7 protein-coding genes and 1 pseudogene are annotated in these 17,767 nt (G+C 40.2%); all 8 read right to left on the reverse strand.

Annotated features, from left to right (window positions below; genetic code table 11):
- Nucleotide 1: 1 nt before the first annotated feature.
- On the reverse strand, nt 2-1,072 hold the full coding sequence (locus tag NSTCB13_RS07695; protein ID WP_448271855.1) for an HAD-IIIC family phosphatase: 1,071 nt from the start codon (nt 1,070-1,072) through the stop codon (nt 2-4).
- Between the two features lie 170 nt (nt 1,073-1,242).
- A complete protein-coding gene (locus NSTCB13_RS07700) occupies nt 1,243-2,382 on the reverse strand; it encodes an acyl-CoA dehydrogenase family protein (protein ID WP_448271856.1) in 1,140 nt (379 codons plus the stop codon).
- Between the two features lie 39 nt (nt 2,383-2,421).
- A complete protein-coding gene (locus NSTCB13_RS07705; RefSeq protein ID WP_448271857.1) occupies nt 2,422-2,670 on the reverse strand; it encodes an acyl carrier protein in 249 nt (82 codons plus the stop codon).
- Between the two features lie 19 nt (nt 2,671-2,689).
- Nucleotides 2,690-3,544, reverse strand: a complete 855-nt coding sequence (locus NSTCB13_RS07710; RefSeq protein WP_448271859.1) for a 3-hydroxyacyl-CoA dehydrogenase family protein — start codon at nt 3,542-3,544, stop codon at nt 2,690-2,692.
- Between the two features lie 52 nt (nt 3,545-3,596).
- The gene (locus tag NSTCB13_RS07715) at nt 3,597-5,003 is read right to left on the reverse strand and encodes an acyltransferase domain-containing protein (protein ID WP_448271860.1); all 1,407 of its coding nucleotides are present in this window, start codon (nt 5,001-5,003) and stop codon (nt 3,597-3,599) included.
- Nucleotides 5,004-5,200: 197 nt separating this feature from the next.
- Complete coding sequence (locus NSTCB13_RS07720; protein WP_448271861.1) at nt 5,201-11,047, reverse strand: beta-ketoacyl synthase N-terminal-like domain-containing protein; 5,847 nt, start codon at nt 11,045-11,047, stop codon at nt 5,201-5,203.
- On the reverse strand, nt 11,040-13,637 hold the full coding sequence (locus NSTCB13_RS07725) for a zinc-binding dehydrogenase (RefSeq protein WP_448273150.1): 2,598 nt from the start codon (nt 13,635-13,637) through the stop codon (nt 11,040-11,042). Before NSTCB13_RS07725 ends, NSTCB13_RS07720 begins: the two co-directional genes overlap by 8 nt.
- Nucleotides 13,617-17,747 (reverse strand): annotated as a pseudogene (locus tag NSTCB13_RS07730) (type I polyketide synthase); the annotation flags it as partial. The pseudogene NSTCB13_RS07730 and the gene NSTCB13_RS07725, both read right to left, overlap by 21 nt.
- Nucleotides 17,748-17,767 lie beyond the last annotated feature (20 nt).

The following is a 17,767-nucleotide window of genomic DNA, read 5'->3' on the forward strand; positions in this document are numbered from 1 at the left end:
TTTAATTTATAACTTTGACATTCACATACTCAGGGATAGGCTGTATTCGACTTAGATCGTTTTCTAAAATTAGCAAATCTCCATTTTTATCCATTTCCTGAAAACCTGAAAACTTATAAGAGATGTACATCATGCGATTCCGATTATTTGAAATAAACTCAGCCCGCAAACGAACATTATTGTTTTTAGCCAATTTCATAATATGATTTAGCATAATTGTGCCGACACCTCTAGACATAACACGACAAGACATCAGCAAAAGTTTTAGAGTCCACACAACTTCTTCACATTCCACAAGAGCTAACCCAATTTTTCCATAATTACCATATTTATCTTCTAAACCACTAATTAACAGTTTATGCTTATCAGATTGACGAAACTGATTTAGATCGTCATAGGAGTATGTATAACCAGTTGTATTTAATTGATTTGTTCTTATTGTTAATTCTTCGGCTCTTTGTAAATCATCTTCTTGAGCAGAAGAGATAGTGAAAGTCATATTGAGTGTAGCTAAAAATTCTTCTTGAGTTCCAATAAATTGTTTCTCGAAACTATTTCGTTCTATATCATTAAGATACATTAGCCTCCTTAATTTTGAATCCTCTGTAATAAAACGAGGATTCATGACTGGCATATCGACAATATACCCTATTTCATCAGCATTAATACACAGGATTTTTGGGCAGGAAAATTTTACTTCTTCTAATTCAAATAATTGATCGTCAATAAAAGCGATCGCATCTATCCCAATATTAAGCAAATTAGCAATTTCTTTGAGAGAAGATGCTTTAGAGTTCCAGTTTATTTGTGGATATAAAAAATACTCTTTTAAACCAAATTCTTCTAGTTTGGCTATTGCTGTAGCAGGTTCATTCTTACTAGCTATAGATTGAAGTATACCACGACTATCTAAAATCTGAATAATCTCTACTATATTTTCTCGCAGATAAACTTTCTCATCTTCCAGCAAAACTCCCTGCCATAAAGTATTATCTAAATCCCAAACGACACATTTAATAACTTTTTTATCTTTCTCTTTACTATTTACATCTTGTTCTTTAATGCTAATCATATATTAAACCCTTTCTCTTCGGTTATTTATTACTTTGAGCGGTCAGCTATTAGCTATCAGCTATGAGTTCTTGGCTAATAGCTCGTAGCTAAATCAAAAGCTCAGTTTGTTTCCGTGCGAGAGTAATAATATTATTTGAAAATTAGATTTTTTTAAGCCAATAGGAATATTTAAAAAAGATAATCCTGATAACCTGATTCGGCGATAGTAATTTCTTGAATTTGAGTACTACCTTCAATAATTTCCATAATTTTAGAGTCTCGTAAATACCTTTCAACTGGGTACTCACTACTACAACCATTGCCACCATGAATTTGCACGGCATCATTTGCTATTTTGGTAGCCACTGTCGATGCAAAGTACTTTGCAATAGAAGTCTCCATAATCGAGTTGGGGTCGTTAATGTCTTTGAGATAACCAGCTTGATAACATAACAGTCTTGCTGCTTTCACTTTAGTTATCATCTGAGTAATCATTTGGCGGATTAATTGATGTTCTTTCAGATAAACACCAAATTGTTTTCGTTCATTTGTATACTTGATACAAGCTTCTAAACAAGCTTGAGCAATACCTACACAACCCGATGCTACGCTATATCTACCATAATCAAGTGCAGAAGATGCAATGTAGGAAAATCCAAATCCTAATTTACCTACTAGATTTTCTGAAAAAACGTGACAATTATTAAACAGCAATTCTGCTGACATTGAAGCCCTAATACCTAAAATACCAGACATTCGTTTGACTAAAAGTCCTGGGCTATTTTTTTCAACTAAAAAAGCAGTGGGTTTACCTTCACATTTGGCAAAAACCAAAAATACATCTGCTATTTGTCCATAGGTAATCCATTTCTTTTGCCCATTTAAGATATAAGCATCACCTGCAAGGGTTGCTGTTGTTTCTACACTTTTGGCATCGCTACCTACATGAGGTTCGCTTAGTGCAAAAGCAGCAATGATTTCTCCAGATGCAAATTTGGGCAGCCAATACTCTTTTTGAGACTTATTTCCCCATTTACACAAAGCATAAGCAACCATATTATGAACTGTGAGCAAACTCCGCACAGAAGAACATCCCCGTCCAATTTCCTCGTTGAGAATACCATAAGTAATCATGTCCATTCCTTTACCACCATATTCCTGGGGTAATATGGCACCGAGAAAACCATGTTCGGTGATTTTCTTAATTAGTTCTGGCGGAGTAAATTCTTTTCTATCCCATTCCCCAGCACTAGGACATATTTCCTCATTAACAAAAGCTCTAAATTTAGCTTGATAATTTTTTTGTTGGGTAGATAGTTCTAGCTTCATAATATCATTTATGCCATAAAAATGGCAACGTATATTTGATTAATGCACAAGAATAGTAGTTTTACGTTCAATTAAATTGACGATAGAGTTGATTGTGCGAAAATTTTCAAATTCTAAATCATCGTTTTCAATGGTAATCTGAAACTCCTGCTCTACAAACAAAACAAGTTGCATGGCAAACATAGAATTGACAAACCCGATCGCAAAAATATCTTCATCTGGTTGTAAATCATGATTGCCGAAAAATTTTGCCAGAAAGCTTTTGATTTTAGCTTGAATTTCGTTCATTTGTCTTGATTATTCCTATTTAATGATATGCGTAAAATCCTTTACCACTTTTTCTACCATGTAACCCAGCATTTACCATTTTTTTGAGTAAGGGGCATGGTCTATACTTACTATCGTTAAAGCTTTCATATAAGACTTCGATAGAAAATAAAATGGTGTCTAAACCAATCAAATCTGCTGTTTCTAAAGGCCCCATTTTGTGACCGAAACAGCTTTTAAAGATTTTGTCTATATCTTCTGCTGTAGAAACTTGGTCTTGCAATAGAAAAACAGCTTCGTTAATAGTTAACATCAACACCCGGTTAGAAACAAAACCCGGTGAATCATTAACAATAATACATTCTTTACCCATCTGAGCTAGCATTTTTTTTGCTATCTCAATTGTCATATCAGAAGTATGATATCCACGAATCATCTCCACCATCGGCTTCATTGATACAGGATTCATAAAGTGGATACCAACAACTTTATCAGCACGCTTAGTAACTGAAGCAATCTGGGTAATGGGAATTGCTGATGTGTTAGCGGCGAATACGCAATTTGTTGGACAGATAGAATCTAGTAAAGGATATACCTCTTTTTTAATATCCCACTTTTCTGTGACATTTTCGACTATAAAATCTGAATTTTCTAACATTTTATAGTTTGTAGAAAACTCTATTTTGTCGAGGATACTATCTGGAGTTTCTGTTTTGTCACTTTTTTTGAAAAAACCCTGAAAGCGGATATTATTCCTGATTTCGTGTTTAGCTTTATCCAGGGTATTTTCCGAAATATCTACGAGTATTACTTGATGACCTGTTTGAGCAAGGTTTTGTGCAACCCCTATTCCCATTACTCCTCCACCAACAACACCTACTGTTTGAATATTCATAATTTCAACTCATCTCCCTTTGGATATTATTGTATTTAAGGTAGTTTTTGGATTAAAAAAGAGAGGCAGGTAAAGGAATGGAATGACGATGCTCATGTACATAAAATTTCGCCCAATCTATTTGCACTCCTGTTAACCAAAGCCTACCCAATGTTTTAAGTAAGAATGCTAAGTCTGGTTTATTATCGTAAGAATATCTCAGAGAGGGTAAGATAATTTGACTAACTGCTAAATTATTTTCTATACATTGCAGCGCAAAGCTACCTAGAGTTTGTCCAGGGCCTACTTCCAACAAAATAGGATATTGTTGTTTCCACAACTCCTGCATACCCTGAGCAAACAACACAGGTTGACAAAGATGCTTAACCCAATAATCGGGATTTGTAGCTTCTGCTGCTGTTATCCAAGTTCCTGTAACGTTAGATATATAGGGAATTTTTGGTGCTTGCAGGTTAAATGTTTTTACCAACTCACGTAAATCAGAGGTAGCACCCTCCATCATCTGAGAGTGAAAAGCATGAGACGTATCCAGACGGCGACAAGCTAAACCTTTTTGTGTTAACTGTTGTTCTAAAACTTCTATAGCATTGGTTTCACCTGCGATTACACCCATATATGGTCCATTGACCGCAGAGAGTGAGAGTTTATCATTAAGTAGGGGAGATATTTCTGTTTGCGAAAGTGGAACTGCAAGCATTGCTCCACCTGGCAACTTTTGAATTATTTGCGCTCTTGCAGCAATTAGCGTTAAACCCTCTTCTAAAGATAAAACCCCTGCTAAAGTCGCTGCTACATATTCACCAATGCTATAGCCAATCATTGCCGCCGGACGAATTCCCCAGGATATCAATAGTTCTGCTAAGGCATATTCAATTACAAAAATGGCTGGTTGAGCGAGGTGAGTTTGATTGAGTAAAGATTTAGCAGCTACCATCTTTGCGTCCGCTTGTGTCTGGCTGCGACCTAACATTTTTCGCAAGTCCAAACCTGGAGAATCTTCTCTCAAAGACTGCTGGTCTTGTTGAGAAGCTCTGTGTGGATAGATTACATCTTGCAAATCTTGACCAAGAAGGGGTTTGAGAAATTCACAACAGTAGTCAACTGATGCGCGAAATACCGGTTCGACTTGGTAAATTTCCCAAGCCATGTTGACGTAATGAGTACCAAGTCCAGGAAACATAAAGGCTATAGGACGTTCTTCTGTTTCTTGGATGTTGGTAAGCACTCGCCTTGAATCTTGAAGTGCAACTAGAGCATCTTCAATATCCTGACAAACAACCATCCGCCGATGCTTAAAAACCTCTTGTTCGCGTTGCAATGTATGAGCAATATCCGCAAGGTTAAAGTCACGATGCTGTCTCAAGTAATCTGCAAGGTTGACAGTAGCAGTTTTTAGTTCTGAGTCGGTCTTTGCAGAAATTACTAATAACTGCCAAGGACGAGAAGGACTAGTAAGCATTGTTTACAAACTCCAAAATAGCTACTTAATACCAATTCAATTAATGATTGCAACATATCTTTGGGTAAAGATGCGAGAAATTGCGTCTCTACAAATGGTCTAATTGTCGCATTCTTTTTTCCAATTGGTATAACATTAGTGAGAGTTATTTTTTGATATTTTCATCGATTTATCCTATAATGACTAAGTTTTGTAATCTAGTTTGAAAATTGCACATCAAGAATTTTGTTGGTATCTTCACTTATTTCATTTTCAGATAATTGTTCTAACTCTTCTATGAGAATTTCTTCAATCACCAAAGCTAATTCATCAATAGTAGGAGCTTCAAAAAGAGAACGAACAGGTAGTTCGATTTGAAAAGTTTTGCGAAGCTGAGAAATAAGTACAGTTCCCGTTAGAGAGTCTCCCCCTAAAGCAAAAAAGCTGTCATGAATACCTACTGGCTCTATACCCAGTAACTCTTGAAAAACTTCAACTAGTTTTTGCTCTACATCATTACTAGGAGCAATGTATGCATTTTTTAAGTTCGGTCTAGAGTGACGAGAAGATGAATTAACTGTTTGGGCAGTATTTTTTGGTTGTAAAGGCTTTAATTTAATCCATTGGTCAATTCTAGATTGTAAATTACCAGTTGAGACAACTATTTGATGATATTGACTCCACAAAAGAATCTGTTCAAGGGCATTAATACCTTCTAAAGGTTCGATGGTAAATTCAGTCAAACTTGTATTAGCAGGTATTTGCGAATTTTCTGCTGTAAATTGCCATGCATCCCAGTTAATACTCATCCAAGGAACAGGATTTTTCTGATTATGCTGGTAAGCAAAAGCGTCCATTAATAAACTGGCTGCTGAGTAGGTAACAGAGCCTAATCCTCCTAAAACTGAGGTTAATGAAGACATCAATAGACAAAAATCAAGCTTTTGAGACTGCAAAACCTTTTCTAATACTAAGAGTCTTTGTATTTCTTGCTGAAGTTGCTGTTGACACTCTCTTGGATCTATCTCTAAGATGGGGCTAAATAACTTATCTGCGGGTATTTGATTTGTGTGGAATACCCCATTTATTTGACTAAACTTGTTTTGTACTAAATTTACCACATCAGCGCTTTCGATTAAGACTTCTGCGCCCAAATTTTCTAGTTCTTGCACTTTTAAAATTTTGCGGCTGATGTTATTTTGATCGTTGTGAGTTTTCAGCCACTGTTCCCACTCCTGTCGGTTGGGAAAATCCTCAGCCTCTAAAAGCAGCAGTTTTGCCTGTACTGTCTTTGCTAAATGTTCGGCTACTACAAGTCCTATTTTTTCGAGTCCACCAGTAATTAAGTAGACTCCTTTTTCTTTGAACCTGGGTGTATCCTGGACATTCGCATCTAATTGGACAGACTCAAAAGTTTGTACCCAACGTTCCAAACCACGGTAAGCAATAACTGAGTCAGAAGAATTGGCTTTAAGTTCTGTCAGTAGTTGTTCTACAAATTTCTTTTCTTGCCAACTTTCTGATAAGGGAATAATAACATCAATGCTACGACATTTTATATTTGAATATTCTTGTGGGATGACCTTAACTAGTCCAAGGAGTGTTGCTTTTTCTGGGCAAAGATTTTCAACTCCAGTTACAGGTTGCATATTGTTGGAAATAACTGCAAGCTGGAATTCATCAGTAAAATTCTGTTTTTCTAGCGACTGTGCCAAAAACAGCAAACTCTGGAATCCTTGTGTTTGGACTGTATCAAAATCTGCATATCCTGACTGGGTTATACTCCACAGATGAATAATTCTTTTTGGTATGAAGTCTTGGGCGCGAAGTTCTTTGAGTAGAGTATTGTAATCATCCTGTTGTTGAGGTGCTATTGTATATGCACGCTTGCCCAGATGTTTCTGGGAAGATTCGCTTTGGCTGCCAAATTGCTCCCCAACTCTGACGGTAATTACATCATGACCTTCAAGTTCGAGGCGCTTGACGATTTGAGCGCCTAACCCATACTCATCAACAAAGACTAACCAGCGTTCTGCTTGTTTCACCTGACCGTTTGACTGTGGTGGTAGCGAACGTTTCCATGAAGGGATGTAGAACCAGTCAGCAATGTTGGACTTTTTGCCAAATGAAACTTCTTGTTCGTGAAGTAATGCTGTAAAGGCTGCTGGTGCTTTGGGCGTTGCTGGGGCAGTAGCTTGAGCGACAATTATGTGGTCTGTAAAAGGTGCAAATTCTGAGAAAGCTTTTACCTGTACAAAACCATGAGATTTGAGTTCTGTTTGCCACTGCTCTTGAGATAAAAAGGGATTGCACATATTGCGATCGCTTTCTGGATTCTCTATCGGATTCATCAGTAGCGCGTCAATGAACTCAAATTCCAACCTGGGTTGAGTTGTTTCCCAAAATAAAAGTAAACCTCCAGGAGCAAGTAAAGAGCGAATGCGATCGAGAGTTTCTCCAATATTTCGAGTAACGTGCAGCACCTGGAAAGCTACAATTACATCAAAACTGTGATTTGAGTATCCTTGTTCTTGTAGCGATCGCTCAAGGTCTAACAATTGGTATTCAACAAATGGATAATCGCTAAATTTATTTTTGGCTGCATTCAGGAAAAAACCTCCCACATCAGTGAAAGTATAATTTGTTCTTTCCGGTGGAAGTATGGGTAATAGCTCTGCCGTCCCTGTACCCGTTCCAGCGCCAAGTTCCAGAATTCTCAGATTTACTTGATGGGGTAATGCTTTTAACACCTGTTCTAAACATACCCGCATGATTGAGTTGTAATATTTATTTTCAGGGGATTGTTGGACTGTAAATTCTCCTGACTTTAATAAGGTAGAAACATGAAACTCCAGTGGTTCTTTTTTCCCAGTCAGCAGAGATACCATATTTTCGCCATATAGTTGCAGCAAATCTATTTGTTGCGGCGTGTCTACCCATTTGGCTTTGACTTCTACTAATATTTCATTAACAAAGTGTGCTGATATTGGCAGGAAATTAGTAAATAGCTCTTGTTCTCGATTTAACTGACCTTGCTCTACCAATATTTCCAGCCATCGACTTAACAATTCTTTATAAGTAGGAATAATCTGACATTGGCCAAATAACTCGTCTAAAGAATACTTTTTATTGGGATTACTAAAAGCTCCTAAACGTGTTAAAGCAAGATTAATATAAGCAATACATAAACGGTCTAAACATTCTCTTTTCTCTTGAGAAATCTGCTCATCGAATTCCAACGCCCCTGCACTAGCTTGGAGTTGACCAGCTTCTACCAAAGATTTCCAAAGCTCTGATGCTGTTAACTTGGGTTGGAAATTTATTTGTGCAGGTAATAATTTTTGTGGTTCAATCCAATATCTTTGTCGCTCAAAGGGATATGTTGGCAAGGGAAGGCGATGTCGGCGCTCATGAGCATGAAATCCCGACCAATCTATCTTGATTCCCTCAAGCCACAGTTGTCCTAATGTATTGAGAATGAAAGCAATGTCAGATTGTCGCTCATAAGCATAGCGCAGCGAGGATAATATTACTTTGTTTTCGTCAGAAACATTATCTAAACATTGCATCGCCAAGCTGCTTAATGCTTGTCCTGGACCAACTTCTAAAAAAATTGGACTATGTTTTGTCCCCAACTGATTTACTCCATCAGCAAAGCGCACGGGTTGGCATAGATGCTGTGTCCAATAACTGGGATTTGTAGCTTGCTCTGCTGTAATCCAAGTTCCGGTAACGTTTGACAGATAAGGAATTTGCGGTGGTTTGAGGCTGATAGTTTGCATTAGTTCGGTGAAAGAGTCAGCGATCGCCTCCATCATGTAAGAATGAAAGGCATGAGAAGTCTGCAATTGCCGACAGGCTAATCCCTTAGCACTCAACTTTCCTGCCAATTCCTCTACAGCCTGTGTAGTTCCCGCAAGTACACATTGAAATGAGCCATTGACTGCTGATAATGAAAGGTTTTCATTCAAGAAAGGTTGCACTTCTTGCTCTGTCAAGGGAACCGCCAGCATAGCTCCCCCTGGCAACTCTTGAATCATTTGCGCTCTTTTAGCAACAAGAGTAATCGCATCTTCTAGAGACAATACTCCGGCTATTGTTGCTGCGGTATATTCACCAATGCTATAACCAATCATCGCTACTGGACGAATGCCCCAGGATATCCATAATTGAGCTAAAGCATACTCAATGGCAAACAGTGCTGGTTGAGTGAGATAGGTTTGATTTAATTTTTGGGCGGCGGGATCTGGTGATTGGCGATCGCGACCAAGCATTTGGCGTAAATCTATACCCGATTTTTCTTTGGTTGTTTCGGTTGTTGAATGGGAAGTAGGATAAATAACTTCTTTGAGATTAAGACCTAAAAGGGGTTCAAACAACGAGCAACAGCGATCGAGGTGTTCGCGGAAAGTTGGTTCAAACTGGTATAATTCATCACCCATATTAACATAATGGGTTCCCAAACCAGTAAACATAAATACTACTGGGCGCTGATTCGTTTCCTGATTGCTAGTGAAAACTCGTTTGGGATTTTGGAGGGATGCGATCGCATCTTGAGTATCTTGACAAACAACCATCCGCCGATGACTCAAACCATGCCGACCAACTTGCAATGTATAAGCCACATCAGCAAGGTTGAGTTTTGGGTGCTGTTGCAGGTGATTAACCAAATTTGTAGTTGCTGTCTCCAAGGCAGAGCTAGTTTTAGCCGATAGACACAGTAAATATTTACTTTTGCCTTTTGAATTTTGACTTTTGACCTGTACAGGTGCTTCTTCTAAAACAACATGAGCATTAGTGCCGCCGATACCAAAAGAACTAACCCCAGCCCGGCGAGGAGTTCCCTTTGTTTGCCATTCATGAAGCTGAGTATTGATGTAAAAGGGGCTGTTAGCAAAATCAATCTCTGGATTGGGTTGTTCAAAGTGCAGGGTGGGCGGAATCATCTTGTGTTTGAGCGCCAAGACTGTTTTGATCAAGCCCGTTACACCAGATGCCGAACTCAGGTGGCTGACATTGGTCTTGACTGAACCAATGGCACAGAAGTTTTTTTTGTTAGTTCTGGCACTAAACACCTTGTTAAGCGCCCTAAATTCAATTGGATCGCCTAGAGGTGTACCAGTTCCGTGGGTTTCAATATAGGTGATTGTTTCAGAATCAAAGTTAGCGATCGCCTGAGCCTCAGCAATCACTTCTGCTTGGCCTGTTACACTAGGTGCGGTGTAACTCACCTTCTCGGAACCATCGTTATTGATAGCTGAACCTTTGATAACCCCATAAATGCAGTCCCCATCAGTTACAGCATCTGCCAATCTTTTCAGCACGACAATACCCGCTCCTTTACCGAAAGGGCTACCCTGTGCTTTAGCATCAAAAGCCCGACAGTGACCATCAGGAGAGGCCATACCACCTTCTTGGTAGAAATAACCTTGTTTTTGTGGAACTTGTATCGCAATACCACCAGCCAAGGCCATATCACACTGATAACTTAGCAATCCTCGACACGCCAAGTGAACTGCTACTAATGACGTAGAGCAGGCCGTACCGACGCTAATACTGGGACCTTTTAGGTTTAATTTATAAGAAACTCGTGTGGATATAAAGTCTTTATCATTAGCAATTGTAATTTGCGACTCCAGCGCTTTAATCAGTTCAGGGTGTGAGGCCAGATTGTTAAGTAAGTAGGTACTTAAGTTACCCCCTGCATAAACGCCAATTAGATTTTTGTCTGTTTTCGGGTCATAACCAGCATTTTCCAGCGCTTCCCAAGCACACTCCAAAAAAAGACGTTGTTGCGGATCTATGATTTCAGCTTCTCTAGGCGAGAAACCAAAGAATGAAGCGTCAAACATCTCAATGTCTTGTAACACAGCCCCTGCTTTGACGTACTGAGGGTCATTCAACGAAGCTGGATCTACGCCTGAAGCGACTAACTCGCGATCGCTAAAGAATGAAATTGATTCCACACCGTTACACAGATTCTGCCACAATTGATTGACATTTTTGGCTCCGGGAAAACGACCACTCATGCCAATTATGGCTACACCTTTCAACTGGTTACTCACGTATTCTCCTCCTTTGCTTCATTAGTTGCATTTCTTCTTCCATAACCTCCTGTTGCTTTTTAGCACGGTTATATGCTTGCCCAAAGGCAGGTTGCTGGGCCTCTTTCCGACTTAAATATTCTGCTAAGGCACTTATGGTCGGATATTCAAACAAGTCAGCCGTTGCGATATCACCATTAAATACTTGTTGCAGTTGGCTGCGAACTTGGACTATTAGGAGGGAATTGCCACCGATTTCAAAGAAGTTGTCTTGTATTCCTACCAAATCTTTCCCAAGAAGTTCTTTCCAGATGACAGCGAGCTTTTGCTCAATCTCATTTCTGGGAGCTACATAAGCACCACTGAGTGCAGGTTGTGATTGTGTCGGTTTAGAGAGATTATACTTTTGTGAGGCTTCTTGGAAAGGTTCTGAGTTAAAACCATTATCCGGCTCAACTCGATTTAAGAAATCACGGGTTGATACTAGAACCTGGGTAAGTGTACTTCCTAAAATGCGGTCAAACGCCTCTACACCCTCTTTTGGTAATAACCCTTCCTTGAGAATAGCAGGTTTGTCCTGCATAACAGAGCCAACTGTGGAAAAAACAGTAGACGGAGAACCTAACCGGGCGGGAGAAGCTATAGTTTCTTGACTAACTTTTCCTTCCGAAGCAACCAGCGCTTTCAAAGCCTCCTGATTTTCCCAAGATACTATAATCTTGCCGATATGTTTGGCTTTAGCCATGTATTCAAAGGCGGGAGCTACTTCTGTAATTGGAAATATCTGATGCGGAAGGGAATTAAAATTGCCATCTTTAAAGTGTTGCACTACTTCGTGCCAGGTAGAAATAAAGTCAGGGAGATCGTTTCCCACTTCTATAGCAAAGAACGATAAGCATTTCTCAAAAGGTCGTAGACCTAATTGGCTATTGTTGAGGATATCCCGCTTGCCGAGTTCGAGAAAGCGTCCATAGGGTGCTAGAAGTGAAAAGCTTTTAGTCATGAATTCTCCTGATAGGGAATTCAAAACTACGTCCACACCCTTGCCATCAGTATACTTCATCACTTCATCGGCAAAAGCCAAAGACCTGGAATCCATAACATATTCAATACCCAACGAATGCAGAAATGCTCGTTTTTCCGGGTTGCCTGCTGTGGCGAAGATTTTGGCTCCCACCCACTGGGCTATTTGCACGGCAGCCATTCCAACACCGCCAGCAGCAGCATGAATGAGAACACCCTCGCCTTGGCGAAGCCTAGCTAATTTTATCAAGGCATAGTAAGCCGTAATAAAGGCAACGGGAATTGTTGCTGCCTCTTCTAAACTAAGATGTTCTGGTTTGAGTGCTACCAAAGAAGCAGAAGTGGTTGTGAATTGGTTAAAGCAAGAATCGCCAAACGCCATAACTTCATCTCCTACCTCAAAACCCTTAACGCCTTCTCCCAGAGCGACTATCTTTCCAGAACATTCTCTACCGAACTTGACATCAACATTGGGTGGAACAGGAAGCAGCCCCAACGCTATAAGCACTTCCTTGAAGTTAAGACCAGTCGCGCAGACCTCGATTTCTACCTCACCCAGACCTGGTTTTTGGCGGGTACTAGGTCGGAAAGTCAGGCTATCTAAGATGCCAGGGGAAGCAATCTCCAAAGAGAAGTTTTCGCTTGCAGAAACAGAAGGAATTTTTTGAGGTTTACCATTAGACTGTTCAGCAGTAATTGTGCTAATATCTACTTTCCTCATGATGAATTCTTCAATCTCAACCAGTTCGTTTCCCTGGTTGTCCATGATGGTGATGTTAAATTTTAAAATTCCTTCTCTGAACTGATTATTTTCTGTATATCTGATGTAGCTGTATACTTTGCTTGGCAAAGGTTTTTTTATTTTCAGACTTTTATAGGAAAACGGTAAGTAAACACTTTCGTTTTCAATACTTAGAAAACCCGTGGCATTATCCAATAAAGCAGGATGTAACTTATATGAATTAATATCGGTGGCAAATACTTCGGGCAGTTCCAGAACAATCAACCCCCGAGCTGTTCCTAATTTTGCCTGCTTCAAGTTATTCCATCTAGAACCAAACTCTAGAAATCCTATTTGAAGCTTATGCTCTCCTTCTGGAATGATTATTTCCTTTTGATTACATCTTGCCTCAAGTTCTCTGAGTTCTTGTTTTGCTGATGGTTCTAATTTTATACAAGCTATTTCGCCCTTGGCATGTTCGAGCCATTGCTTTGACCCTGAGTTTGATTGGCTTGTGACCGAAAATTCAAAGCCCTCTCCTTTCTTCTTTAAAAGTGTACGAACTTCTTTTTCTTCATCATCTTCTATTACCAAGGGAGTCAAGAAAAATACTTCCCGAATTTCAATCGTTCCGTTCTGAACATGGTTTTCAAAAGCGGCTAAAGCCATTTCCAAGTAAGCTGTTCCCGGAAGTGTCGCCTTACCCATAGCCCTATGTTCATCTAAAACCCAGTGTTTGATGACGCTAAATTTGCTGATGTATATCTCTTGGTCTTTCTCTTCAACTATACATTGATCGAATAAAGGGTGAGACACTTCTTTTAATTGATATTGGGAAATATCCAAAATTGGTGTTGATTGCTTCATCACCTCTGCTGCCATCCCCTCTTTCTGCCAGGAATCCCAGTTAATCGATACGGTAAATGTGCCATCTCGGTCGCTTTTATGGTGAGCAAAAGCGTCAAGAAAAGCATTAGCAGCAGCATTATATACTTGCCCAAATTTATTTGTAATGGAAGTGATTGATGAAGACAGAACAAAGAAATCTAGTGGAACACCCTTGAGAATTTTATTGAGAATTAGTATGCCTTTTATTTTAGATGCCAGCATACTTTCTGTAATTTCTGGCGTTTTTTGCAAAATCACGCCGTTAGCAGAAACCTCGGCTGCGTAAATTACACCATTGATCTGACCAAATCGCCCTTGGGCGAATGCGATCGCTTGTTGCATCTGCTCAAAATTGCTCACATCGGCGCTGACTACCAAAACTTCTGCACCTAGCTCTTTAAGTTTCTGGATTTCCCGAATCTTGAGGCTTGTGTTATCTTGCTCATCGTAAGTAGCTAGCCATTGTTCCCATTCCTCTGGTAAAGGAAAAGCTAAACCTCCTGTCAGGATCAGCTTGGCTTGTACAGTCTGTGCTAAATGTTGGGCTATGACAAAACCAATGTCTTCAAATCCACCTGTAATAAGATAAACGCCTCCTTCTTTTAACCTTGATATTCCTTGACCAGCTTTCTCCAATCGAATTGGCTCAAAAGTTTGCACCCAACGATGATTTCCACGGTAAGCAATAACCTTCTCAGAACTTAGAGCTTGTAACTCGCAGAGCAACTGCTCCAAAAGTTTCGGCTCAGTCTTAACTCCCAATTGGGGAATAACAACATCAATGCTACGACAGATAATGTTTGAGTATTCTTCCGCAATCACCCTAACGAGTCCGAGTAAAGTCGCCTTCTCTGGACACAGCAACTCTTCCCCCACAACTTCCTGCATATCGTTGGAGACAACCGCGATTTGATATTCATCTGTAGTATGGTGTTTACTAAGTGCTTGGGCTAAAAACAGCAGACTGTAAAATCCTTTTTCCTGAATTTTGTCAACTTCCTCAAGTCTTAATTCTGCGTAACTGTGCGGTGTAATACTCCATAAATGAACAATCGTTTTTGGGCGTTTATTTTGTGCTAAAAGTTCATTGAACAAGGTATCATAATCATCACGTTGTTGAGGATTAAGGATATATACGCGATCGCTCGACTTTGTAAACGCTGACCCAATCTTCACCGTAATCACATCTTGACTCTCAAGTTCAAGTCGTTTTACTAGCTCAAAACCCAAACCGCACTCATCGATAAATACAAGAGTGCAAGCCAAAACTGACTTTTGACTTAGTTGAGGGGCAAGCAGCAGAGAGCGTTTCCAAGATGGGACATAAAACCAGTCGGCTATGTCCAGCTTTTTACCTAGTAGAGGGGTTGTAGGCAATTTCTTTTCACCCGTCTTGAGAGCGTTTACCTGGATTTTGGGTTCAATCCAGTAACGTTGACGCTCAAAAGGATAAGTAGGTAAAGGTATACGATGAGGGCGCTCATGGATATAGAATCCCGACCAATCTACTTGTACTCCAGCAAGCCATAGCTGACCCAATGTATTTAACAATAATGCTACATCCGACTGACTTTCTTGTGCATAGCCCAAGGAAGTTAATACAATTTGCTGGGCTTCTTTATCAGAATGACGACGGGCGAATGCACTCAAAGTCTGCCCTGGGCCAACCTCTAGCAAAATGCGTTCTGGTTCTTTCAACAATTCTTGCATACTCTGAGCAAGGCGAACTGTTTGCCGCAGATGCCTCACCCAATAGTTTGGATCTGTCACCTCTGCTTCTGTAATCCAAGCTCCCGTAAGACTGGATACAAAAGGAATTTTGGGAGGATTCAGTTTGACTTTTTTAACTTCCTCTGTGAATGGCTCTAAGATGGCATCCATCATCACAGAATGAAAGGCATGGGAGGTATCCAGACGCATACACTCGACACCTTGGGAAGCTAGCTGCTTCTCTAATGCCTCTACAGCATCTATGAAACCTGAAACTATGCAAAGAGATGATTCCTTAATCTCAGCTAGAGAGAGTGTTTTGCCTAGCAGGGGTTGAACTTCTTTTTCTGAAAGTGGAATGGCAAGCATAGCACCTTCAGGCACTTGCTGCATGAGTTGTCCCCGCGCAGCTACTAGAGTTAAAGCATCTTCTAATGAAAATACTCCTGCCAGACACGCAGTGACATATTCCCCAAGGCTTTCACCAATCAAAGCCTGGGGATGTATTCCCCACTCCATCCACAATTTTGCTAGGGCGTACTCGATGACAAAGAGCGCTGGTTGAGCAATTGCGGTCTGTTTCAGTTGTTGCGCGGCTTCTTGAGTCCTTTCTGTATTGGGGTAGAGTATATGTCGCAGGTCAAGCCCTAGATGTGGTTGGAGAAACTCTGAGCAGATATCTACCTGCTCTTGAAAAGTTGGCTCTGTCTGGTAGAGATCCAGCGCCATATTTACGTACTGTACTCCTTGCCCTGGAAACATAAACACAACGGGAGGATCTAGGCGATCTTGGTAGACCTGGAAAACCCGTTTCGGATCTTGTGTTTCCAAAATAGCGATCGCATCATTAATATCATGGCAGATTACCATCCGGCGATGGTTGAAAGCCCTGCGACCAACCTGAAGTGTGTAAGCAACGTTCGCTAGGTTAACATTTGAATGCTGCTTTAAGTATGCAATTAGATTCGCAGTGGCAATTTCAAGCGCAGAGATGGTTTTAGCCGAGAGTACCAACAATTGCCAGGGTCTGGATTCTTCCGAATATTTGATCGGTGGAGCTTCTTCAAGAATGACAAAGGCATTGGTTCCACCATAACCCGACGAATTGACTCCAGTCAGACGGGGTGTGCGATCTGCCTTCCATTCACAAATCTTAGTATTGACGTAGAAGGGGCTGTTATTAAAATCGATTTGGGGATTGGCTTGTTCAAAGTGCAGACTAGGTGGGAGCAGCTTGTGTTTAAGCGCTAACGTAGTCTTGATGAGACTTGTTACACCGGCTGCTGCATCTAGATGTCCGATATTGGTTTTCACTGAACCGATCGCACAGAAACCCTTCTTCTGAGTAGTAGTGTGAAAAGCTTTTTTGAGTGCAGTGATTTCAATGAGATCGCCCATAGCTGTTCCGGTTCCATGAGTTTCTATATACGTTATATCTTCGGCATCTACTCCAGCATTTCTCAGGGTTTCTACAATTACCTCCGCCTGACCTTCTACACTAGGGGCAGTGAAATTTACTTTCAAAGAGCCATCGTTATTGACTGCTGAACCCTTGATGACTGCATGAATGCAGTCTCCATCAGCAAGAGCATCCTCTAATCTCTTTAATACGACAATTCCAGCCCCACTGCCGAAAACAGTTCCCTGTGCTTTGGCATCAAAGGCTCGACAGTGCCCATCGGGAGACAACATCCCTCCTTGTTGATATAAATAGCCAGCTTTTTGTGGAACTTTAATTGAAACACCACCAGCTAAAGCCATATCACATTCTTCATTCAACAAACTTTGGCAGGCCAAGTGGACTGCAACCAATGATGTAGAACAGAAGGTTTGGAGAGTAATACTAGGCCCTCTAAGATTTAATTTGTAAGAGACACTTGTAGTTAGGAAAGCTTGACCACTGCCATGTAGAGGTTGTAAAGCTCCATTAACAGGATTTATAGTATCGCGGTTTGGATAAAGGTTTTCTAATAGATAGGTGTTCATATTTGCCCCGGCGTAAACCCCGATCAAACCCTTATAGGTTTCAGGATCGTAGCCAGCGTTTTCAATTGCTTCCCAAGCACACTCCAAGAAGAGGCGATATTGGGGATCTATAACTTCAGCTTCTTTAGGTTCAAAACCAAAAAATGACGCGTCAAACTCCTCTACGTTTTCCAGTATAGATGCGGCTCTAACATAATTAGGATTATTTAACAAGGCAGGATCGATATTTGAAGATACTAAATCACTCTCAGAAAAAAATGAAATTGATTCTACACCGTCCTGTAAATTTTGCCAAAACTCATCAATATTTTTTGCACCTGGAAAGTGACCTGCCATACCCACTACAGCTATATCTAAACCCGCTATATTAGAAAATGTTTCATGGATTTTCATTAGTACCTCTTTGATTAATT

The organism is Nostoc sp. DSM 114160, assembly GCF_053470305.1.